A 21,124-nucleotide genomic window follows, 5' to 3' on the forward strand; every position below is an offset into this window, starting at 1 on the left:
CGCCCTTAGATGACTGACTCCCCGCCACACCGTAAGGTCCATCCGATTGACCAATCTCACGTGGCTTGATCGGCGCACCCAATGCGCAATAAACAGCCAGAATGAGATCACCCATCCAAACCATTTATGCATGCATTGGGCAAGAATTATTAGGAATACCCATGCTAGTTGTGTTGATATAAATCAAGGCGGCGGGATATTCAGCCGTAAGCCTACTTTCCCGACTCTGTTCTTTAGATACGCTGGCTGTGTTCCTTGCAAACATATCGCTATTGCATGAGCACAGGCTGCATGGGATAGTTCTAAAAATCACGTAACTACTCAGCTAATTCTCAGAGATCGCCAGAGCAAAAGCCGGTAGCTTGCGATCGAATACTAGGCGCAACGCCTCCGAAGCCGTGACCCCCTGCTTTCGGCAGGTCGATAGATATCCCCGTATGCGGCAAAACATCGCGGCACCCTCCAGGCTGCGGAAGCAGCCGGAGATCTTCTGCTGCACTTTGGTCATACGGATATCGTTCTCCGCCTGATTGTTCGTGAACGGCACATTGACGTCCACCATGAAACGCAGCACATCGTCTTCATAGGCCATCAGACGCTCCAGCAGATTGCGGGCCTTGCTCCGCTTGATCCGCCCCCGAGGCTTGTTGTCGGGTGGTTTTTCCGGCTCAGGGCATTCCAGTTGCCCCGCCTCGAGCACATCTCGGTAGCGCTGCCGGTAAGCATTGGCCTCGGTCAGCGGCAGGATGCCGCCAGCGTTCTCGACGGCCTGATGAATCTCTCTGAGCAGCTTGCCCATCGCTTCCGCCCATTGTTGTCCGTCCTGCTCGAATGCTCGTTCCAGTTCGCGCAGGTGGTGGGCATTGCACAGGGCATGGGTGCAGTCCCGATAACGGTAATAGGGTTTCCAATGGTCATGACACAGCACACCGCGGAACCGTGGCAGGATCCCGATCGCGTCCATCGCCTCCTGGCCTCGCTTACTGTGGACCTGATAATGCGTCCAATCAGCATTGGACAGAGCATGCAGCCAATGGCGTTTGCCATCAATGTTGACCCCGGTCTCGTCGGCATGAGCGGACACGGCTTTGGCCAATGCCGTTTTGCTGATCGCCTCAAAGGCCGCCAGGCGGGTAAATGCCTCGCGATTGAAGTTCACCAGTGAACCATCGCTCAAAGGGATGCCCAACTGATCGGCAAAGTAATCCTGGATCCGCTTGTAGGGCAAGAGCTGATATTGGGACAGATAGACGGCATGGGCCTTGAGGCCGGAACCATACTGCACCTTCTTATCCACCCCTTCCGGGAATGAAGCCACAAAACGTTGGCCTGATTCATTCTCCAGGATCTGCGCCCGATACTCGGTCACGATCCGGCTGATGTCGATATCAAAAACCTGGCGAGTCTCGAAACCCGCCTCGGTATAGCAGCCTTTCGGCAAGCGACGACGATCGATCTTGAGGACCTCGATCTCATCGGGATGCTCGACCGGGCGCAAGGTCTTGCCCACGTGCCCCGGCTGGCCACCGGAAGGTCGGCTTGAGCGCACACGCTGGCTGCGTGGCCGATTGGGATCCGATGCCGGCGGCTGACTGCTGTTGCGGCTATTGAGCCCGAGACGGTTGAGTAACACGACGAACAACATGAGCATCATCTCGATACTGGCGCGGAGTGCCGGAGATAGGTCTTTCTCCTGCTCCAGTTGCGCCCTGACCTGTGCCAGGGTGATCTCGATATCGACGCCGTCGATCCGCACGCAAGACTGCTCCAAAGAAGTAATGAAGCTATTATCTCACGGGTTTTGAAGTGCCAATTTTCTCGTTTGTAAGGCGATCTGGCGGCGTAAAATAATTGACTGACGGTGGGGCAGTGCCTCGCGTGATGTCGCAAGGAAGACTACGCCTCTGTCGCTTTCGGAGACCAATAATCGCACTCGTTACAGCGCCGCCATATTTTCAAAAAAACTACCAAAAACCCTGTCAAGTACTTTTTGTAATTATTTTCACTGAGTAGTTACAAAATCACTGATGCATGCATAAAGCAGATGGCTCGCTAGCCGAGACACGCATGAGGTAACAAGCCTATGAGACATCCAGCGATTCAAGTCAGCGCACATGCCACACAGATGGCCCGAGAGCTGGCACATCGAAACGATGATTTGGAACAGGCCGCTGGTTGGTTGAAGGCCATGGCCCATCCCATGAGGCTCAAACTTCTGTGCGCCATAGGAGACGATGAGTTCGGAATACGGGAATTGCTGAGTCTCGTGGGTACCACCCCATCCAATGTTTCCCTACATCTGGGTGTATTGCTTAGCAGCGGCCTTGTATCGCGCCGCCGCCGCGGCAACTGCCACCTATACCGGGTGCGTTATGGTCGGACGATGGAACTCATTCATGCTGCACGTGAGGTGTTTTGCTCTCGCCGCACTCGTCACAACTAAGCAATCCGCGTCCTCAGTTTTGCTGACGCCAAGAGGCGACACATTGCCTCGTCATCGAAAACTCCTGGGATGACCCCAGGAAACCGCCGACCCTCAGGCCTCGGGTAAGTAAGCATCCCGTCGCCTGCGAACCCGTCCATCTTGAGCTGTTGCTGGCGGAGCTGGCATCAGGCCTCGATGCACCGGCTGGCGAAGGCGGTCGTGAGGCCATGTCTGCCCTACGTACAGCCAGATCATGTCGCAGCCATATCAAGCGCCGCAGCGACGCCTGGATAGCAGGCCGCGAGAACGGCGGCAGCTAAATCAGAACTGACATCACTTATGCAATCGCCATCCGAGTGTTCTACTTGCACTTCTGCATAAATAGACCAAACTGATACGCCATATTTTCGATATGATTCATAAAGAATGCCGTGTAGAGCATTGGCCGACATGCAAAACGGCAATAACATCCGGGAGTATTCGGCGTGAGCGACTTGACACCCCCGACCTCGGGCGAACCACCATCGCCTGCACGCGTCCTGCGCCTAACCCAGATCTATAAAGCGCTCAGCGAGGTCAATCAGGCCATCGTGCGGATGAGCGAGGAGTCCGAGCTCTTCCCACTGGTTTGCCGCGTGGCGGTGGAATTCGGCGGGGCACGCATGGCCTGGATCGGCGTTGCGGATATCAAAGCCGACCGCCTGCTGCCGGTTCAGGCCTACGGCGTCGGCGTCGAGTACGTCCAAAACATCTTCATTTCAACCAACGAATCCCTCCCCGAGGGACGCGGGCCATCGGCCACCGCCTACCGCGAAAACCGCCCAATCATCATCAACCACTTCGCGCAAGATCCGATGACCGCGCCCTGGCACGAGAACGCGCGGCACTTTGGCTGGAACAGCAGCGGTTCGTTCCCCATCCAGCGCGGTGGCCAGCCGTACGCGGAGCTGGTCGTCTATCACACCATCGGCGACTTTTTCGACGCCGAAACCGTCGCCCTGCTCGACGAAATGGCCCGCGACATCAGTTTCGCTCTGGACAACTTCGATCGCGAAAAGGAACGCCAGACCGCCATCGATGCGCTGGCGACCAGCGAAAAACATTTCCGCGCCTACTTCGAACGCTCCATGGTCGGGATGGCTGCCACGCTCCCGAACCGCGGCTGGATGGAGGCCAACGATGCCCTGTGCCGTATGCTCGGCTACACCCGCGATGAACTCACCCATCGGACCTGGGCCTCGCTGACCCACCCGGACGATCTACCCACCAACGAAGCACTGTTCAAGCGCCTGGTCGCCGCGGAGATCGACGAATACACCCTGGACAAACGCTTCATCCGCAAGGACGGCAGCCACTTGTACGCACACCTGGCGGCGCGCGCGGTGCGTAACGACGATGGGAACCTTGCCTATATCGTCTCGCTGGTCGAGGACATCACACCGCGCAAGCAGGCCGAGGCGCGTGACCACATGCGCGAACAGGCGCTTGAACGAGTGGCCAAGGGCGCTCCCCTCGGCAAGTTGATGCTGGCGCTGATTCACGACGTCGAATCTGACAACCCGGGGATGCTTTGTTCGATCCTGCTGCTCGACGAGGAAGGCCAGACCCTCCATGCCGGTGCAGCCCCCAGCCTGCCCGATTTTTACAACGAAGCGGTCGACGGTCTGACCATCGGCCCCGAACGCGGCTCCTGCGGTACCGCGGCCTATACCGGCCAGCGCGTGCTGGTAAACGATATCGCCAACCATCCGTACTGGCCCGAACCCTACCGCAGCATCGCCGCGCGCGCGGGACTGGCCGCCTCGTGGTCAGAACCCATCCGCAGTGCAAACGGCAAAATACTCGGTACCTTCGCGATCTATCACCGCCAGCCCCGGGCGCCGGGCCCGCATGAGATCGCCGTCATCGAAAGTGCCGCCAACCTGATCGGCATCGCCCTGGACCGGCGACGAGCGGAAGAAGAACGGCACCTGGCCTCCCTCATCTACCGCAGCAGCAGCGAGGCCATGGTGGTCAGCGACCCCGACAACCGGATCATCGCGATCAACCCCGCCTTCACCAAAATCACCGGTTACGAACTCGGCGAGGTTCTCGGGGAAAACCCCAAGATCCTGCGCTCGGGCCGCCATGACGCCGAGTTCTACCGATTGATGTGGCAGGCGATCGAAACACAGGGATTGTGGCAGGGCGAAATCTGGAACCGCCGCAAGAACGGAGAGATATTCCCGGCCTGGCTGACCATCAACACCATCCGCGGCGAGCAAGGCGAGATTCAGCGCTATGTCGCGCTGAGTTCGGACATCACCGACAAGGTCCGCTCCGACGAACTGATCTGGCGTCAGGCGAATTTCGACTTTCTCACTGAACTACCCAATCGCTACATGTTCCACGACCGGCTGGAGCAGGAGGTGCGCAAGGCGCACCGCGAAGGCTCGCGGCTTGCCCTGCTGTTCATCGACCTCGACCACTTCAAGGAGGTCAACGACACGCTGGGTCACCCCATCGGCGACATGCTGCTGATCGAGGCGGCGGAAAGAATCCATGCCTGCATCCGCGAATCGGACACGGTCGCGCGGCTGGGCGGCGATGAATTCACCCTCATTCTGACTCTGCTAGCTGACACCAGCGATGCCGAAAACATCGCCCAGCACATCATTGCCGCCCTGTCGGAACCCTTCGTTTTCGGACGCGACTCAGCCTATGTCACGGCAAGCGTCGGCATCACCCTGTACCCCGACGATTCGACCGATGTGGAACAGCTGTTGCGCAACGCCGACCAGGCCATGTACGCAGCCAAGAACGCCGGGCGCAACCGACTGAGCTACTTCACCCAAGCGCTGCAGGAATCCGCACAATACCGCCTGCGCCTGATCAACGATCTGCTTGGCGCACTGGCAGACAGACAGTTCGAAATCCATTTCCAACCGATCATCGATCTCGCCAGTCGCCGAACGGTCAAGGCAGAAGCCCTGCTGCGCTGGAATCATCCCGAGCACGGCACGATCAGCCCGGCCGAATTCATCCCGTTGGCCGAGGAAACCGGCTTGATTGTCGGGATTGGCGATTGGGTCTTCCGTGAAGCAGCCGGCTGTCTGCAACGCTGGACGGAACTTGCCGGGACCGAGCTGCAGATTTCGGTAAATATGTCTCCAGCTCAATTCCAGAGTGACGTCCTGGTGATCGAGGATTGGCTCGCTCACCTGCGCAGTCTCGGCGTGGCCGAGCAACGCCTGAGCATCGAGATCACAGAAGGGCTGCTGCTGAATGCACATCCCAGCGTCACCGATAAACTACTCGCCTTCCGCGATGCCGGCATCCAGGTGGCGATAGACGACTTCGGTACCGGCTATTCCGCCCTGTCCTATCTCAAACGTTTCGATATCGACTATCTCAAGATCGACCAGTCTTTCATCAGCAATCTCGAAACCGAGCCCAACGACCTGGCACTCTGCGAGGCCATCGTCAGCATGGCGCACAAGCTCGGCCTCAAGGTGATTGCGGAGGGAGTGGAAACCGAGCAGCAACGCGAGTTGCTCAAGCGCATTTCGTGCGACTACGGACAGGGCTACCTGTTTTCCAGACCGCTGCCTCCGGCCAAGTTCGAACGACTTCTACAGGACAACAGAGGCCACTTGCGCGCCTGAGGGCAAACCGTCCTCACAGGTTGACACCACCCCATCATAGGCATATCTTGCGGTTAGTCTGCACCAAAAACACCATATATGGCGTTATGGCCTTGGAATCAGGTAGGCGCCGCTGGAAGGCAGACCCGAGCAGGCCACACCCGCGCGCCCGCCACGGCGCGACGCGTTAGATGCTGACCCGTCTCGCGAGAAACTCTGGCCTTCGCGACCGTCACGGCCGCGCGAAGAAGCCGGCTCGTGCAGACACGAACGATGACGAGGCGACTTCCCAGCGCAGATCGCGCAGGCGTCCACTTCCGACGAGCACCGCTCAGGAGGCGCCATGGAATCCGAAGTCACGCCCGTCAGCAGCCATGCCGCGCGCCCCCACGCCCCCCTCAACATCCCGCCAACCGCACGGCCCCGGACAGTCGTCCTGCGCGATGGCCAGCATGCCCCCTTCGATCCTGCCCGCATCCAGGCAGCCATCGCCAAGGCCCTGTTCGCGGCCGAACCGAACGCCGCGGGGAACGTGGAAACGGCCCGCGAGCTGACCGCCACGGTCGAGCACGCCCTGGAAAGACGCCTCGGCGAGAGCGGCTGCGTCGATATCGAATACGTGCAGGATCAGATCGAGCTCGCACTGATGCGCGCCGGCCGCTACGCCGTCGCACGCGCCTACGCGGTCTACCGCGACCGTCATCAGCGCCTGCGCCAGGACGGACGCACCCTGGTCGACGTGGAATCCTCGGTCAAGGAGTACCTGAGCCGCGCCGACTGGCGCGTTCACGCCAATGCCAACCAGGGCTATTCACTGGGCGGACTCATCCTCAACGTGTCCGGCAAGGTAGTCGCCAATTTCTGGCTCAGCCATGTGTATCCGCCCGAGGTAGGCGAGGCCCACCGCAACGCCGACCTGCACATCCACGACCTCGACATGCTCTCAGGCTACTGCGCCGGCTGGTCGCTGCGAACCCTGCTGACCGAGGGTCTCAACGGCGTTCCGGGGAAGATCGAGGCCGGCCCGCCCAAACATCTGTCGAGCGCGGTCGGGCAGATGGTCAACTTCCTCGGCACTCTGCAGAACGAATGGGCCGGCGCACAGGCCTTCAGCTCCTTCGACACCTACCTCGCGCCCTTCGTGCGCAAGGACCGGCTCGACTACGACACCATCCTGCAGCACCTCCAGGAACTCATCTTCAACCTCAACGTCCCTTCGCGCTGGGGCACGCAGACGCCGTTCACCAATCTCACCTTCGACTGGGTCTGCCCGACGGATCTGGCAGGGCAGCATCCGATGATCGGCGGCGAGGAAATGCCCTTCACCTACGGCGAGCTGGGCCCCGAAATGGAGCTGATCAATCGCGCCTACATCGAGGTCATGACGCGCGGCGACGCCAAGGGCCGTGTGTTCACTTTTCCGATCCCGACCTACAACATCACGCCGGAATTTCCCTGGGAATCAGACAACGCCACGCGCCTGTTCGAGATGACCGCGAAATACGGCCTGCCGTATTTCCAGAACTTCCTCAATTCCGATCTCGAACCGCACATGGTCCGCTCGATGTGCTGCCGGCTGCAGCTCGATTTGCGCGAGCTGCTCAAGCGCGGCAACGGCCTGTTCGGCTCCGCCGAGCAGACCGGGTCGATCGGCGTGGTCACCATCAATTGCGCCCGGCTGGGCTATCTGCATCGTGGCGACGAGGAGGCCCTGTTCGCACGCCTGGACGCGTTGCTCGAACTCGCCAAATCCAGCCTGGAGATCAAGCGCAAGGTCATCCAGCGTTTCATCGACGAAGGCCTGTTCCCGTACACCAAGCGCTATCTCGGCACCCTGCGCAACCATTTCTCGACGCTCGGGGTCAACGGCATCAACGAACTGATCCGCAACTTCACCGACGATGCGCACGACATAGTCACCGACTGGGGCCACGCCTTCGCCTGCCGCATTCTCGACCGCGTGCGGGCGCGCATCGTCGATTTCCAGGAGGAGACCGGGCACCTCTACAACCTGGAGGCCACGCCGGCCGAGGGCACCACCTACCGCTTCGCCAAGGAGGACCGCAAGCGCCTGCCGGGCATCCTGCAGGCCGGCACTCAGGATAAGCCCTACTACACAAATTCGAGCCAACTCCCGGTCGGCTTCACCGACGACCCCTTCGACGCGCTGGAACGCCAGGAGGCACTGCAGCAGCGCTATACCGGCGGCACCGTGCTCCATCTCTACATGAACGAACGCATCTCCGACGCGGAGGCCTGCAAGCTGCTGGTAAAACGCTCGCTGGAGCGCTTCCGGGTGCCCTATCTCACGGTCACCCCAACCTTTTCCATCTGCCCGAAACACGGCTATCTCGCCGGGGAGCACGAATTCTGCCCGCACTGCGACGAGGAACTGCTGGCACGCAAACGGACGGCCGTGCACTGATACCCCATCCCATCCAATATCCGAGAAGAGGAGACATCCCATGAACGAAACGCTTCAATACGTCCCTGAAACCCAGTTGCCGGACGAGGAACGCCAGCGCTGCGAGGTGTGGACCCGCGTGATGGGCTATCATCGTCCCGTCGCCGAGTTCAATCCCGGCAAACAGTCGGAGCATGCCCAGCGCCGGCACTTCCGCGAGCCGGTCGAGGCGGAAGCCGCACCGTGCACGACCTGCGCATAGGCGGTTTCACACCGTTCACCACCCTCGACTTCCCTGATCGTCTGGCGGCGATCGTGTTCTGCCAGGGCTGCCCCTGGCGCTGCGACTACTGTCACAACCAACCTCTGCAGCCGGGCAAAGGGCGTACGGCGGGTCCTGCCTGGGAACGGGTCGAGGCCATGCTGACGCAGCGCCGTGGACTGCTCGACGGCGTGGTGTTCAGCGGCGGAGAGCCCTGCGCGCAGTCCGGCCTGCGCCCTGCGCTCGCCGTGGTCAAGTCCATGGGTTATGCCACTGGGCTGCACACCGCCGGGGCCTACCCCACCCGCCTGGAAGCGGCACTGGACACGCTCGACTGGATCGCGCTGGACGCCAAGGGTCCGCTGGAGGATTACGCTACGATCGTCCACGCCCGCGGCGCGGGTGAACGCTTTCGCCGCAGCCTGGAGATCGTGCTCGGTAGCGGGCTTGGATACGAGGTCCGCACTACGCTCTATGCGGACGCGACGCCCGAGAAACTGACCCGCTTCGCCGGGTTGCTGGCCGGTCTCGGGGTGCGTCACTACGCCTGGCAGGCTAGGCGCTCGACCGACATTGCGGGCAGACCGCTCATCGAGGCACCGCCAGACCCTGGTTGGCATCAGGCGGCGGCAACTGTCGGCCCCTGGTTCGAATCGTTCGAGTTCAGAACAGGCGGGCCCTGAATCCAGAGCCCGCACGAGGCTTAGACGAAGCCCAAGATCGCTCCCAACAGCGGCATCGTTGCACCGATGCCGCGCAGCTCCGCCAAATGCTTGATCGCATCGACGTCGATGACGTTGTTCAGGTAGCCGACGGTAGCGATGACCGCGACGATGATCAGGATCGTCGGTGCTGACCCTGTGCCGTCGAATCGAATACCCACACTCTGATTCGATGGCGTTTCGTGGGTGACTGTATTCATGGCAAGGCCTCCTCTCGATGACGGGTATGTCCCTGGTAGAAGCGGAGCCCTGACGGCACCGGCACATACGGTCGGTCAAAACCGTTACACCGGCATGCATACGCTGCTGGATCGCAAACCTGCGTCATCCGCATGTCTTGCAACTCTGCCTCATAAGTTGCGACACGCTATTCGTTGATGGGGTTCATCGACCTTGTGGCTTGACCGGACACGCGCTTGATCTCGGTCAAGCGTCATATGCTAAACGAGGTGCAAGCTGACGCCGGTAGAGACTCTCAGGAAAGGCCCTTATGCCCCATCATGCCTCCCCGCCCGCAGCGACCGTCGGTGCAGCTTCCTCGCATCCGCTCGCCCTGCTGCTCAGGGTCACGCCCAACGCCCTCCATGGCATAGCCTTGGCGCGCGGTTTCAATCTCGCAGTGGACAGGCAGGCACTGGCCGCGAGGGCAGCCGACCTCGAAGGGCGGCATATCGGCATTCAGATCGAGGACACAGGGAACCATTGGTGTTTTCGGATTTATCGAGACCGCTTGTACTACGTACGTAGCGAAATCGAAGACTGCGACGTGCGCATTCGTGGCTCGCTGGAGGATTTTCTGCGGCTGGCGCTGCGCCTGGAGGACCCGGACACCCTGTTCTTCCACCGCAGGCTGATCATTGAGGGAGCCACGGAAACAGGGCTCGCGGTGAAGAACCTGCTCGACAGTCTGGATTTCGATCTCGAGGCGCGTCTGGCCGAACTGCCGGGACCCGCGCCGGCCAAACGCCTTGCCGGGAAGGCCGTGCGCAGCCCGGCGGCCCAGCGGGTGCATCGGCTCGTGGTCCGTGCAATCGCCCCGCGAGACCGCTCCGAGTCTATCTAGCGCCGCATATTCACGACAGAGCAGTTTTCCTTTCCCTGATCTCGCATCAGGCCCGCGGAGTCGGCGCCCAGAGCATGCCGGGCTCGCCATGCCAGTAGCCGTTGCAATAGCCTTCCGGACTCAATGGCCGCAGGGCATCGCAGGCCTCGGGCACCTTGCTCTGTCCGTCGATCACGCCCCGGAAGGCCGAAACGATGTCCGCCGTGCCCTGCTGTTGAGGCATCACCCTCAAGACATCCACGCCCCGCGCCTGCAGGGAGGGGAAATCGGCCAGCAGATTGCACGGCAGAGCGGACTGTAGCTGCACGCCGTTGACCGTGAACAATGCCGACCCCTCCTGGGTCGACAACGGCAGGCCCTCCGGAAAATCCCCGCAACGGAACCCGCAACGATCCTTGGCAAGACCCGCGTCGCGCGCAGTGAAACAGCGCGCGGAAAAGGCAAGCGGCAACCGGCCGTAGGCCAACACCTCGATCTCCACGCCCTCCGGGTGCTCATCCCGCATCGCCTGCAGCGATTCCGCCGACATCTCCACTGGCGAGACCCAGCGGAACGCACCCAGCTCAACGAGCAGATCCAGGGCCATGGGGTTGTAGCAGTTCACATGCGGACCGACGACGAAAGGCGTTTCGCCGGACAGCGCCTGCACCGCTGCCATGTCGTTGGCCTCGATCCGGTAACGGCCGTTGCGACAGATGCGCTCGAGCATGGCCAGTTCCGATGCCGCCTCGACCAGCGCCAGTGTGGACAGCACGACCTCTTTGCCTGCCGCGGCGAGCCGGTCCGCCGCTTCCAGCCAATCGCGCAGTCCGAAACTGCGCCGTTTCGCGCAAACCACCTCGCCCAGATAGACGATATCGAGCGGCCAGGACTCAACTTCGCGGTAGAACGCCTGCATGCGCTCCTTTGGCCAGTAATACCCAAGCGGGCCCAATGCCAGTTTCATCTCACGTTCCTCCCGTTTACTGCCAGGGACGGTCGAGGGCACCCAAGGTGTGGCTCTGTCCTTCCGAAAGCTTGTCCAGCGAGCGGCGCCAGGCGGGATCGACGACACCGCCCGGATCGCGGACACAACGGTCCAACGCCTGCCTAAGCACCCGGGTGACCTCGCCGACATAGGCCGGGCTGCGCTGGCGGCCCTCGACCTTGATCGCTGCCACGCCGGCCTGTACCAGCTGCGGCAGGATATCCAGCACATTGAGGCTGGTCGGTTCCTCGATCGCGTAATCCGGGGCGCCGGAAACCCGGTAACGCCCCTTGCACAGCGTGGGGTAGCCCGCCGGTTCGTCGGGGGCGTAGCGGTCGATGAGCACGCCGTTCAGGCGGACCTGTCGCCAGGCCCCGGTTTCCTCCCAACGAACCGCATGGGCGGGCGAACACACGCCGCGCGTGTTCGGCGAATCCCCGGTGACATAGGACGACAGCGCGCAGCGCCCCTCCACCATCACGCAAAGGCTGCCGAAGCCGAACACCTCGATTTCCATCGGACTTTGTTCGACGATGGTGCGCACCTGCTGCAGCGACAGCACCCGCGGCAGCACGGCCCGCTGCACGCCGAAACGCTCGCGATAGAACGCCAGCGCCCGTGGATTGGTGGCCGATCCCTGCACCGACAGATGCAGACGCAACGCTGGGTGCCGATCGGCGGCATAGCCGAGCAGACCCGGATCGGCCATGATCACAGCATCCACGCCCAGCCCAGCGGCCGCATCGACGGCCGCCGTCCACTGCTTCCAGGTTTCCGCCTGCGGATAGGTATTGAGCGCCAGCAGAACCTTGGAATTGTGACGATGGGCGTAATCGATGCCGCGGGCGATCTCGGCATCGGAGAAGTTCAGGCCGGGGAAATTACGCGCGTTGGTGGCGTTCTGAAATCCCAGATAGACCGCATCCGCACCACCGTCGACCGCCGCCCGCAGCGCGGGCAGGCCGCCTGCGGGACAGACGAGTTCGGGCAGGCGGTCAACACCCATGGATATCGGATCCGGAAATTCGCTCCGAGCGGATCACCCGACGTGCCCCAGCTCCCGCCTGCGGAAGCCGACGCCGATCTTGTCCGCGATTTCCGCACAGGCATCCATGTCCACGCCGGGCAAGCCCGCCACCGCGGTTGCGGTCACGTCAGGCACCACGTCGGGAGCCCGATACAGAAAATCCAGCACGGCGGCATAGGCATCCGGCGTCTTAGGTCGACAGTTCACCGCATACACTGCGGCGGTCTGCGCATTGAGCGAAACCGAAATCGCATCCACCGATTCCGCCAGTCTAGGCAGCAGGTCGCGACCGTAAACGTAGTTGCTCAGACCATCCGTGTTGAGTCGTACCCGATAACCTCGCTCGCGCAGTCTACGGCCGGTTTCGAGTACCGTGCCTAAGCGCAGCGTCGGCTCGCCGAGTCCGCAGAACACCACCTCGTCGCAGGCTTCGGGTTGGTTTTCCACTTCGCTCATCAATGTATCCACGTCCGGCTCCCCGTGCAGGCGGAGGCCATACCCTCTGACATCCCATTGTCCGTTGAATTTCGGACAGAAACGGCAACGCAGCGAGCACCGGTTGGTTAAGTTCAGATAGCAGTTGCCATTCAGGTTGTAGGCGTAAACGGCATCAGCAGCGGTACATGTTCCGTTCATTTTGGCCACCCTTCGCAAGCACAGTCGTGTTGCACTATAGGCACCAAACCGGAACCGCCTAATTGACTCACATCAATCTAGATAAGCATTTAAGTCTATACAAATGTTCTATTTTTCCAGAAGCCGATTTACTGATGACTTTTTATCCCTCTAATTTCATATAAATAAGCGCAACAGCTTTTATCGCACTTGATGCGTATTTCGGCGCAACGTGACCGGTCATTTCGCTCGAACGTGACCGCCCGTTTCGGATCAACGTGACCGGCCATTTCGTTTGATCGTGACCGATTTCGGCTCTTTTTCCGAAATCGGCGGTCACGTTCCTCCGTCATCTCATCCAAGCCACTGGAATTCTTTCACTTATTCCGGCACAACCGCGCTCCTTTGCTCACTCAAGGAGACAGCGGTGCCGGCAGCGAGGATTCCAATGAAGCATGTCATCGAGGTGCTGCGCCTCAAATACGCAGCCCAACTCAGCCACGCGCAGATCAGCCGCGCCTGCGGCCTGTCCAAGGGCGCGGTCAACAAGTACGTCAACCTGGCCAGGGCTCAAGGCATCACCTGGCCGTTGCCTGCGGACATGGACGAGGCCGCCCTGGAGGCACGTCTGTTTCCCGCCAAGGCGCCCTCGAGCCGGTTCGTCGTCCCCGACGGCTTCCAGATCCATCAGGAACTCAAGCGCAAGGGCGTGACCCTGCAACTGCTCTGGGCCGAGTACTGCGCCGCGCACGGCGAGCGCGCGTACGCGTATACCCAGTTCTGTCACCATTACCGGCAGTGGCGAGAGCGGCAGAAGCGCAGCCTGCGCCAGCACCATCAGGCCGGGGAAAAGGTCTTCATCGATTACTGCGGGCCCACGGTCGACATCGTCGACCGTCACACCGGCGAGGTGCGTACCGCACAGATCTTTGTCGGCGTGCTCGGGGCCTCCAGCTACACCTATGTCGAGGCTACCTGGACCCAGTCGCTGCCCGACTGGATCGCCTCCCACCAGCGCATGCTGGGCTTCTTCGGCGGGGTGCCGGCGCTGCTGGTGCCGGACAACCTCAAGGCGGCGGTTCAGCGCGCCGAGCGCTACGCGCCGCAGCTCAACGCCACCTATGCCGAGATGGCGGCGCACTACGGCACCGCCGTGCTGCCGGCGCGGCCCTACAAGCCCAAGGACAAGGCCAAGGTCGAAGTGGCGGTGCAGGTGGTCGAGCGCTGGATCCTGGCGCGGCTGCGCCACCACCGCTTCTTCTCGCTGGCCGAGTTGAACCGGGCCATCGCCGCGCTGTTGCCTGAACTGAACGAGCGGCTCTTCCAGGGTCGCACCGAGAGCCGTCGCGACCTGTTCGAGAGCCTCGATCGGCCCGCGCTGCGCCCGCTGCCGGGCGAGGCTTACGTCTACGCCGAGTGGCGACGCGCCCGGCCCGGCATCGACTACCACGTCGAGGTCGACAAGCGCTGCTACAGCGTCCCGCATGCCCTGGTCGGCCAGGTGCTGGACCTGCGCATCACCGCCACCACGATCGAGGTGCTGCACCGGGGTCAGCGCGTGGCCCTGCATCCGCGCCACCACGGCCCGGGCCGCTACGTCACCGTCACCGAGCACATGCCCAAGACCCATCAGGTGCACCGTGACTGGTCACCCAAGCGCTTCCTGCGCTGGGCGAGCCAGATCGGCCCCAGCACGGCCGAGGTGGTACGCCGCCAGCTGACCGACCGGCCTCATCCGGAGCACGGCTACCGCGCCTGCCTGGGGCTGCTCAGCCTCGCTCGGCGTTACCGCCCGGCGCGCCTGGAGGCGGCCTGCGCTCGAGCCTTGGCCATCGACTCGGCCCGTTACCAGAGCGTCAAGTCGATCCTCGCCCGCGGCCTTGACCAACAGCCCCTCGATCAGAGCCCGGCCCAGGAGGCACTGCCCCTGCACGCCAATGTCCGCGGCGCCAACTACTATCACTGAGGAGCTCCACGCCATGCTCAATCAACAGACCCGCCAACAGCTGCGCACCCTCAACCTCACCGGCATGCTCGCCGCCCTCGAGCAACAACAGGGCCAACCCCAGACCCATGCGCTGTCCTTCGACGAGCGCCTCGCCCTGCTCATCGAGCACGAGGTGCTGCACCGCGAGAACCGACGCCTCACCCGCCTGCTCAAGGCCGCCCGCCTGCGCGTGCCGGCCTGCGTCGAGGACATCGACTACCACCACCGCCGGGGCCTGGAAAAGCCCCGCATGGCCCAACTGGCCAGCCTCGACTGGATACACCAGGCACTGAACCTGTGCCTCACCGGACCGACCGGCTGCGGCAAGACCTGGCTCGCCTGCGCACTGGGCAATCAGGCCTGCCGGCGCGGCCTGTCGGTGCGCTACCTGCGCCTGCCGGCGCTGTTCGAGCAGCTGCGCATCGCCCACGGCGACGGCTCCTACGTCCGGCTCATGGGCCAGCTCCTCAAAACCGACCTGCTGATCCTCGACGACTGGGGCATCCAAAAGCTCAACACCGCACAGCGCAACGACCTGATGGAAGTCATCGAGGATCGCCACGGCCGACGCTCCACCCTGATCGCCAGCCAGTTGCCTATCGAACACTGGCACGACTACCTCGGTGAAGCCACCCTGGCCGACGCTATCCTCGACCGCCTCCTGCACGGCTCACACCGACTCAACCTGACCGGCGAGTCCATGCGCAAGATCCAGGCTCCGGTTGACGGATCGTGACCGCTCAGGATAGAAAAACCACTCCAGTGCGCAACCAATGAGAGCAGCGGTCACGTTCACCGAAATCGGCGGTCACCTTCGACGAAATGCGCAACTTGAACCTGACGAGAAATGATTCGTTTTTCGCATAGCGGGATTTAGCCTGGATTCAGCCGCTATATCGCGGTCTGCGCATGGCGTATTCATGCCCTCCAGCGGTCCTGTTCCGTCAGCGCCCTGCCCCGGCGTTCCGCCATGCAGTGACCGAGACGGACAAGGTCGGACGGGGTCAGCAAAGCGTTTGCGAGAGGAAAGACCTCGGTATCCTCGAAACGGTAGTGCGAACGCACCGCTGACACAAAGACGGATGGCGCCAGCGGGTCCGCGGCACGTTTTTCAGTTAGCGCGACAAGCGCCTCGCGCAACCTGTGCCAGGCCACGATCTGACCTCCGTGCTCGTCCGCCGTGCGCGCGGCCCAGGCAGCCACCGCAGCCCGCGTCTCCCCCGTATCCGCGCGATATTCCAGCAAAGGCAGGAGATCGATCTCCTCGTCGGCATGATGTTGGGGCGCGGCGCGGTCGAAATATTCCAGCACTCGACGAGCTGCGGTGCGTGCCTCGTCGTCGGCACCGAAGGCGTCGACATGAGCCTCCAGCTTTTCCAGGGTGGTGCAGAAACTTTCCATCCTGCGATGGCAAGCGGCAAGCAGGCCGAGTGGATCGTCGAACCCGGCCGCGGTGTCGGCAAACAGCATCATGTCAGCTTCCCCGCAACCTGGGTCAGTACCCGCCCCATCGCACGGGCACGGCGCAACCAGAGTTCAGCATACGGCCCCGGCAAGCGCTGCCGCACGCAGGTGCCGAACAACGTAAACCAGCGCTGCAGGTCATCTTCGGTGACGCCGGCCGTACGATGCCTTTCGACTACCCGATAGCGGTAAGCGGCATAGGCGCGTCCGCCGAGGGCTACCCACCAGAAGTGCGTCAATCGCGCCTCATGGTTGGCCCAGTCGCGCACCGTAGCGAAGCGCGGCCCCAGCACCGGGTCGCGCCGGGCCTGTGTATAAAATGCAGAAATCACGTCGCGGATCGCGGCGAGGCCGATGTATTCCGCCTCGGGGCGAAGCGTGCGTGTCGCCCGCTGTCCATCCAATGCCTCGTCGCTCAAGCGAATCGCCTCCAGTCGTCCCGGAATTGCGTTGCATGGTCGCACCGTCACCCCATGTGGAGCATTGATTCAGATCAAGGGCCGGGTGACACGAGTCCGCATCAGGCGCAATACACTAAACTGCCGTGGGTTTCACCTGAATACCGGCTACCGGCGAGACATGACCGAGGACCTGAACAATATCGCACTGCTGGCGGCGCTAGACGACGGGCAGCGTCAGACCCTGTCCAGGCACGTCAAGCACCGCAAACTCGAGCGTGGTGAGACGCTGTTCGCTGCCGGCTCCCCGGCCGAGGCGTTTTTCTGGCTACGCACGGGCGCGATCAAGCTCTTCATGCTGTCCCGGCATGGTGAGGAAAAGGTCATGAACATCGTCCAGCCTGGGACCACCTTCGCCGAAGGCGTCGCATTCATGGACCCGCCAGTCTACCCGGTCACGGCACAGGCGCTGGAAGCCAGCGAAGTGCTCGCGATCGACACCGCAACATTCCGCGCCCTGCTGCAGGACTCGCCGCCTACCTGCCTCGCTCTGCTCGCCCAGCAGACCGGACGCATCCAGAGTCTGCTCACGGAAATCGAGGCGCAGACCCTGGAAAGCGCGCATCACCGTCTGATCGCCTACCTGCTGGCACTTGCCGGTCCCAGCGACGACCTGCAGCTTCCCGCCAGCAAGGCCGTGGTGGCCGCACGCCTCGCCATCAAGCCCGAAACCCTGTCACGGCTACTCACCGAACTACAGCGTCGCGGGCTGATCGAGATGCACGAACGCAAGCTGCGCCTGCTCGATGTACGAGGCCTGCGTCGGCTGGCCGCTGCGCCCACCCTGCACCCATGATCCGCTGAACGTCCGAACCGCCGCTTGGCCGCGTTCAGACCAGATAGACGGGATCGCCAACGCGCAGGCAGCCTGTTTCCAGCCCCGTGCCATAGATGCCCAGGTTCTGCTCCGCTTCGCGGACAATGCTGCGCAAGATCGAGGCGTCCTCCGACAGTCCGCGCTGCTTGCGTGCGACCGCGCCGCAGCGCGGCGTCGTCTCCGTACAATCCACCCGGGCCGAACCCAGATGTAGCTTGCGCCCGATCCAATCCTGCTCGACGTACCCCTCGGCCTCGGCCGTTGTCTCGATCACGACGTTCGGCCGGAAACGGCGCACGTTCCAGTCCGCAGCAGGATTCGAGGCGCGCAACCGAGCCAGCGTGGCGGTGGTTACCAAATGGAACGGCGTGACCAGAAAGAACGTCCCAGGCTGACAGACATACTCCGAAAACTCAGGTGGCGCACCGCTGAAATCCGGCAATGGCTCGCCCGGCAGACGCGCGAAGGTCGCCTTGAGTTCCTCGAACCAGGTGTGGTCGTCAGCTTTGTGGCGCCGGTAGAAGCTGCCGTCCCCAAGCGGCCGCAGGGCTTCGAGGGTCGATGAGCGCCCGGTGAGCGCGGACAGACACGCGTGGATGTCGCCATCGTCGCTGCCCACCACATCGCCCTCGGGAAACGTCACATCGACATGACCGCTGCCGTCCGCACGCAGTCGCGCGTCGCAACGCAGCAGTTCGGGCCGAAACTTGCAGCTTTGGATCTCGCCCCGCGCGGTATCGCGCAAGGCCCACAGACGATCCCCCTCGACACCCCCACCAGCGATCAGGCGTCCCTCGTTCAGCGCCTCGCCCGCCATGCCCTTGACCGGATAGCGCCATATCTCCCTGATGATACCGATCTGCTCCACGATGTCTCCTTGCCCTGAGTGATGCGTAATTGGCAAGCAGATTACGTGCCGGGAGGCAGACGTTGTATCAAGGCGCTGGCATGTGTAACACGTATTTCATACGAGAGTGTCGTATCGATGAGTGGCGTGCGCTAACATCGAAACTGCAATAATTTCTTCAAGCTTCAAGTAGAGAAACAACGACTCCGAGTTTGAAGATGCACAATCAGCCACTGACTGCCAATTTTCTCGCGTCGAGAGATATCAGTCTCGTCCTGACAGATATCGCATCAAGTTTTCGTCATGCCCAAAATCGGACCGACAGCCCAATGACCAGGCATATGCTCACAAGTTATAAAACCACCCGACCATAATCTCCCCGGGAAACGATCGCACGCAACGGCAACAGGCTTGACAACTCACACCTGCGGGCTACCAATGCATGCTCTACGGCAAACGTTACCACTCATAGTGAGAAATCAGTGAAAACACGCCTCACATACCTTCAAATCTGGATTCTGGCACTGGTTTCGTGCGTAGCCGCCATATGGTTTTCATTTTCTTACGTAGATATTCCCGTAGCACAATTCTTTTCCGGATCAAAACACTACTTAAACGCAATTATCAAACCAGCCAGCGAAGATTTCGCCAGCACCATTATCTTATTTTTAGAAGCAACCACGATTTTAGGTTTATCGATTGTCTGTTTATTTTCCAACAAGAAACTGCCGCCACTTGCCGAAGCCGTAGGTTTGGCCTGCCTTGCTTCGATTAGCGTTTACGCAATAGACAGCAATGTATTGAAACCACTATTTGGCGTTCCGACACCGGACAAGGTCTTGGATGGTGCCAGGCACACCTTCAACTTTTTTGCCGGCTCCGAGCACAGCACTTTTCCATCTGGCCACATGACGCTTGCAGCGCCGTTTGCGGGCGTATTCATGCGTCTATATCGACAAAGCATTCTCCCGCTTTCCGCACTTCTTTTGTTTGGGGCCGCCTTGTTAGTCGCCGGCGAGTGGCATTTTGTGAGCGACGTCATTGCCGGAACCTTTATTGGATTATCTGCAGGCCTGCTCGCAGCCCAGCTATGGGTTTTACATTCCAATTGACTGACCGAACACCGACTGAATCACTCACGTTTTCATCGACACGCGGCGATCTGTCAGCCCCTCATCATGCCAGCACACCCCACACAAGCGGCGCACCAGCAGAAGCCGCCCATAACCGTGCATCTCCCATACCTGTTGCGTTAATTTGGTTGCCGTTCATATCTCGATCGCTGCTTCATCAACGGCTCCGAGAATTCCATGCGCCCACAAAAAGGCCCCTCCCGCCCATGGCGGAAGGGGCCGTTTCAAGCCGGGTTACTAGACGAGCTTACTGTTCGCGCGCGGCGCGCCAGATGGCCTGGTATTCCTTGAGCTTTTCACCCTTGAGGCCAGGCATGTAATAAAGCCGCTTCCACTGTTCCTTCGTCGGCGAGACCAACGGCGAGGTCAGCACCTTGTCGAGGTAGGGCTTGGCGGCCGCGTTGGGGCTGGCGTAGACGTTGTAGTTCGACAACTCGGCGCCGATCTTGGCGTCAAGGATGAAGTTGATGAATTTGTACGCCAGTTCGGGATTCGGCGCATGCGACGGGATGGCCATGTTGTCCACCCACACCTCGGCGCCGCCCTTCGGAATGATGTACTTGATGTACTTGGTCGCCTTCGGGCTGCTCTCGATTTCGTTGGCAAGGTCGCCATTATAGACGATACCGGCGGCGATCACGCCCTTTTCGAGCTGGTGCAGCGCCGGGGTACCGTCGACGAAGCCGACGAAGTTATGCCGTTTCTTGGTCTCGACGACCAGCTTGGCCGCGGCCTTCCATTCGCTGGGCTTCTCGCAGCCGAAGGTGTAGCCGAGGTAGGCACAGGCGGCATGCAAGGTGTCCTGGCCGGTGCCGCCCATCAGCGCGAAGGGATAGCTCGGGTTGACCTTGGGATCGTACAGCACGCCCCAGGTCTGCGGCGGGTTCTTGAACTTGCGTACGTCGTAGGCCAGCGCCGTCGTACCCCACTGGTAGGGAATCGCATACTCGTCGTGCGGGTCGTAGGCGGTGTTCTGGAACTCCGGCATCAGATTCTTGAAGTTGGACAGCTTGGCCTTGTCCAGCTTCCGGATCAGACCGGCCTCGGCCATGCGTTCGATCATGTAGTTCGAGGGTACGACGACGTCGTACTGCGAGGTGCCGCCAGCCATCAGCTTGGCCAGCAGTTCGGAGTTCGAGGAGTAGTAAGTCTGCACCACCTTGACGTGGTACTTGGCCTCGAACTGCTTGATGATCTTCGGGTTCATGTACTCGGTCCAGTTGAACAGATACAGCGTCTGTTCGGCCGAGGCCATCGCGGGCAGCGCCGCAATCGACAGCAACAGCAAGGTACGTTTGAGCATACGCATT

Annotated in this window: 21 protein-coding genes; 10 read left to right on the forward strand and 11 right to left on the reverse strand. The window is 61.4% G+C overall.

Annotation, left to right across the window (positions count from 1 at the left end; translation table 11 throughout):
- Positions 1-325: 325 nt before the first annotated feature.
- Positions 326-1,756 (reverse strand): IS66 family transposase, encoded by a 1,431-nt coding sequence (gene tnpC / locus BJI67_RS10350; RefSeq protein WP_070071330.1) that lies wholly within the window; start codon positions 1,754-1,756, stop codon positions 326-328.
- Positions 1,757-2,125: 369 nt separating this feature from the next.
- On the opposite strand from tnpC, the gene BJI67_RS18285 reads away from it, so the two are divergent.
- Positions 2,126-2,443, forward strand: coding sequence for an ArsR/SmtB family transcription factor (locus tag BJI67_RS18285; protein ID WP_407922816.1), 318 nt, complete (start codon positions 2,126-2,128; stop codon positions 2,441-2,443).
- A gap of 233 nt (positions 2,444-2,676) precedes the next feature.
- Here the strand turns inward: BJI67_RS18285 and BJI67_RS17455 are convergent, their stop codons facing one another.
- On the reverse strand, positions 2,677-2,877 hold the full coding sequence (locus BJI67_RS17455) for a hypothetical protein (RefSeq protein ID WP_156782106.1): 201 nt from the start codon (positions 2,875-2,877) through the stop codon (positions 2,677-2,679).
- A 33-nt stretch (positions 2,878-2,910) separates the two neighbouring features.
- On the opposite strand from BJI67_RS17455, the gene BJI67_RS10355 reads away from it, so the two are divergent.
- The 4 genes from BJI67_RS10355 to BJI67_RS10370 all read left to right on the forward strand — a co-directional run bounded on the left by BJI67_RS10355 (position 2,911) and on the right by BJI67_RS10370 (position 9,397).
- A complete protein-coding gene (locus tag BJI67_RS10355; RefSeq protein WP_083250806.1) occupies positions 2,911-6,069 on the forward strand; it encodes a bifunctional diguanylate cyclase/phosphodiesterase in 3,159 nt (1,052 codons plus the stop codon).
- A 322-nt stretch (positions 6,070-6,391) separates the two neighbouring features.
- The gene (locus tag BJI67_RS10360) at positions 6,392-8,473 is read left to right on the forward strand and encodes a ribonucleoside triphosphate reductase (protein ID WP_070072958.1); all 2,082 of its coding nucleotides are present in this window, start codon (positions 6,392-6,394) and stop codon (positions 8,471-8,473) included.
- 40 nt (positions 8,474-8,513) lie between these two features.
- Positions 8,514-8,714, forward strand: coding sequence for an anaerobic ribonucleoside-triphosphate reductase (gene nrdD / locus BJI67_RS10365; RefSeq protein WP_070072959.1), 201 nt, complete (start codon positions 8,514-8,516; stop codon positions 8,712-8,714).
- Positions 8,696-9,397, forward strand: a complete 702-nt coding sequence (locus BJI67_RS10370; protein ID WP_070072960.1) for an anaerobic ribonucleoside-triphosphate reductase activating protein — start codon at positions 8,696-8,698, stop codon at positions 9,395-9,397. Before nrdD ends, BJI67_RS10370 begins: the two co-directional genes overlap by 19 nt.
- Positions 9,398-9,417: 20 nt before the next feature.
- Here the strand turns inward: BJI67_RS10370 and BJI67_RS10375 are convergent, their stop codons facing one another.
- On the reverse strand, positions 9,418-9,636 hold the full coding sequence (locus tag BJI67_RS10375) for a hypothetical protein (RefSeq protein WP_156782107.1): 219 nt from the start codon (positions 9,634-9,636) through the stop codon (positions 9,418-9,420).
- 290 nt (positions 9,637-9,926) lie between these two features.
- Between BJI67_RS10375 and ubiT the strand changes: the two genes are divergently transcribed.
- Positions 9,927-10,499 (forward strand): ubiquinone anaerobic biosynthesis accessory factor UbiT, encoded by a 573-nt coding sequence (gene ubiT, locus BJI67_RS10380; RefSeq protein WP_070072962.1) that lies wholly within the window; start codon positions 9,927-9,929, stop codon positions 10,497-10,499.
- Positions 10,500-10,545: 46 nt separating this feature from the next.
- Here ubiT and ubiV read toward each other — a convergent pair whose 3' ends face one another.
- The 4 genes from ubiV to BJI67_RS17830 all read right to left on the reverse strand — a co-directional run bounded on the left by ubiV (position 10,546) and on the right by BJI67_RS17830 (position 13,448).
- Entirely contained in the window at positions 10,546-11,445 is a 900-nt protein-coding gene (ubiV, locus tag BJI67_RS10385) for a ubiquinone anaerobic biosynthesis protein UbiV (RefSeq protein ID WP_070072963.1), read from the reverse strand.
- A gap of 16 nt (positions 11,446-11,461) precedes the next feature.
- Positions 11,462-12,472 carry a ubiquinone anaerobic biosynthesis protein UbiU gene (ubiU, locus tag BJI67_RS10390; RefSeq protein ID WP_070072964.1) on the reverse strand — a complete coding sequence of 337 codons (1,011 nt, stop codon included), beginning with the start codon at positions 12,470-12,472 and terminating at the stop codon, positions 11,462-11,464.
- 33 nt (positions 12,473-12,505) lie between these two features.
- Positions 12,506-13,129: a TatD family nuclease-associated radical SAM protein gene (locus BJI67_RS10395; RefSeq protein ID WP_070072965.1), complete on the reverse strand. Its 624-nt coding sequence runs from the start codon at positions 13,127-13,129 to the stop codon at positions 12,506-12,508.
- Positions 13,130-13,271: 142 nt separating this feature from the next.
- Positions 13,272-13,448, reverse strand: a complete 177-nt coding sequence (locus BJI67_RS17830; protein WP_197513003.1) for a hypothetical protein — start codon at positions 13,446-13,448, stop codon at positions 13,272-13,274.
- A gap of 108 nt (positions 13,449-13,556) precedes the next feature.
- On the opposite strand from BJI67_RS17830, the gene istA reads away from it, so the two are divergent.
- Positions 13,557-15,074 (forward strand): IS21 family transposase, encoded by a 1,518-nt coding sequence (gene istA / locus BJI67_RS10400; RefSeq protein WP_070071328.1) that lies wholly within the window; start codon positions 13,557-13,559, stop codon positions 15,072-15,074.
- Between the two features lie 13 nt (positions 15,075-15,087).
- Positions 15,088-15,831 (forward strand): IS21-like element helper ATPase IstB, encoded by a 744-nt coding sequence (istB, locus tag BJI67_RS10405; protein WP_070071329.1) that lies wholly within the window; start codon positions 15,088-15,090, stop codon positions 15,829-15,831.
- Positions 15,832-16,013: 182 nt separating this feature from the next.
- Here istB and BJI67_RS10410 read toward each other — a convergent pair whose 3' ends face one another.
- Both BJI67_RS10410 and BJI67_RS10415 read right to left on the reverse strand, forming a co-directional pair.
- Positions 16,014-16,568: a hemerythrin domain-containing protein gene (locus tag BJI67_RS10410; RefSeq protein WP_070072966.1), complete on the reverse strand. Its 555-nt coding sequence runs from the start codon at positions 16,566-16,568 to the stop codon at positions 16,014-16,016.
- Positions 16,565-16,978, reverse strand: coding sequence for a group III truncated hemoglobin (locus BJI67_RS10415; RefSeq protein WP_070072967.1), 414 nt, complete (start codon positions 16,976-16,978; stop codon positions 16,565-16,567). The genes BJI67_RS10410 and BJI67_RS10415 overlap by 4 nt, the downstream gene beginning before the upstream one ends.
- A gap of 160 nt (positions 16,979-17,138) precedes the next feature.
- On the opposite strand from BJI67_RS10415, the gene BJI67_RS10420 reads away from it, so the two are divergent.
- Complete coding sequence (locus BJI67_RS10420; protein ID WP_070072968.1) at positions 17,139-17,813, forward strand: Crp/Fnr family transcriptional regulator; 675 nt, start codon at positions 17,139-17,141, stop codon at positions 17,811-17,813.
- A gap of 34 nt (positions 17,814-17,847) precedes the next feature.
- Here the strand turns inward: BJI67_RS10420 and BJI67_RS10425 are convergent, their stop codons facing one another.
- Positions 17,848-18,702, reverse strand: coding sequence for an MOSC domain-containing protein (locus BJI67_RS10425; RefSeq protein ID WP_070072969.1), 855 nt, complete (start codon positions 18,700-18,702; stop codon positions 17,848-17,850).
- 461 nt (positions 18,703-19,163) lie between these two features.
- On the opposite strand from BJI67_RS10425, the gene BJI67_RS16925 reads away from it, so the two are divergent.
- Positions 19,164-19,793 carry a phosphatase PAP2 family protein gene (locus tag BJI67_RS16925; protein ID WP_197513011.1) on the forward strand — a complete coding sequence of 210 codons (630 nt, stop codon included), beginning with the start codon at positions 19,164-19,166 and terminating at the stop codon, positions 19,791-19,793.
- Between the two features lie 268 nt (positions 19,794-20,061).
- Here BJI67_RS16925 and BJI67_RS10430 read toward each other — a convergent pair whose 3' ends face one another.
- Positions 20,062-21,123, reverse strand: a complete 1,062-nt coding sequence (locus BJI67_RS10430; RefSeq protein ID WP_070072970.1) for an ABC transporter substrate-binding protein — start codon at positions 21,121-21,123, stop codon at positions 20,062-20,064.
- Position 21,124 lies beyond the last annotated feature (1 nt).

This window comes from Acidihalobacter aeolianus, from assembly GCF_001753165.1.
Lineage (GTDB): Bacteria > Pseudomonadota > Gammaproteobacteria > DSM-5130 > Acidihalobacteraceae > Acidihalobacter > Acidihalobacter aeolianus.

Excerpts from the sequence above, each read along its gene's own strand:
- BJI67_RS10360 (WP_070072958.1), top strand. The coding sequence starts at position 6,392 with ATGGAATCCGAAGTCACGCCCGTCAGCAGCCATGCCGCGCGCCCCCAC.
- nrdD (WP_070072959.1), top strand. The coding sequence starts at position 8,514 with ATGAACGAAACGCTTCAATACGTCCCTGAAACCCAGTTGCCGGACGAG.
- ubiV (WP_070072963.1), bottom strand. The coding sequence starts at position 11,445 with ATGAAACTGGCATTGGGCCCGCTTGGGTATTACTGGCCAAAGGAGCGC.
- BJI67_RS10410 (WP_070072966.1), bottom strand. The coding sequence starts at position 16,568 with ATGATGCTGTTTGCCGACACCGCGGCCGGGTTCGACGATCCACTCGGC.
- BJI67_RS17455 (WP_156782106.1), bottom strand. The coding sequence starts at position 2,877 with ATGTCGGCCAATGCTCTACACGGCATTCTTTATGAATCATATCGAAAA.
- BJI67_RS10430 (WP_070072970.1), bottom strand. The coding sequence starts at position 21,123 with ATGCGTATGCTCAAACGTACCTTGCTGTTGCTGTCGATTGCGGCGCTG.
- BJI67_RS10375 (WP_156782107.1), bottom strand. The coding sequence starts at position 9,636 with ATGAATACAGTCACCCACGAAACGCCATCGAATCAGAGTGTGGGTATT.
- ubiT (WP_070072962.1), top strand. The coding sequence starts at position 9,927 with ATGCCCCATCATGCCTCCCCGCCCGCAGCGACCGTCGGTGCAGCTTCC.
- BJI67_RS10420 (WP_070072968.1), top strand. The coding sequence starts at position 17,139 with ATGACCGAGGACCTGAACAATATCGCACTGCTGGCGGCGCTAGACGAC.
- BJI67_RS10395 (WP_070072965.1), bottom strand. The coding sequence starts at position 13,129 with ATGAACGGAACATGTACCGCTGCTGATGCCGTTTACGCCTACAACCTG.
- istB (WP_070071329.1), top strand. The coding sequence starts at position 15,088 with ATGCTCAATCAACAGACCCGCCAACAGCTGCGCACCCTCAACCTCACC.
- ubiU (WP_070072964.1), bottom strand. The coding sequence starts at position 12,472 with ATGGGTGTTGACCGCCTGCCCGAACTCGTCTGTCCCGCAGGCGGCCTG.
- BJI67_RS18285 (WP_407922816.1), top strand. The coding sequence starts at position 2,126 with ATGGCCCGAGAGCTGGCACATCGAAACGATGATTTGGAACAGGCCGCT.
- istA (WP_070071328.1), top strand. The coding sequence starts at position 13,557 with ATGAAGCATGTCATCGAGGTGCTGCGCCTCAAATACGCAGCCCAACTC.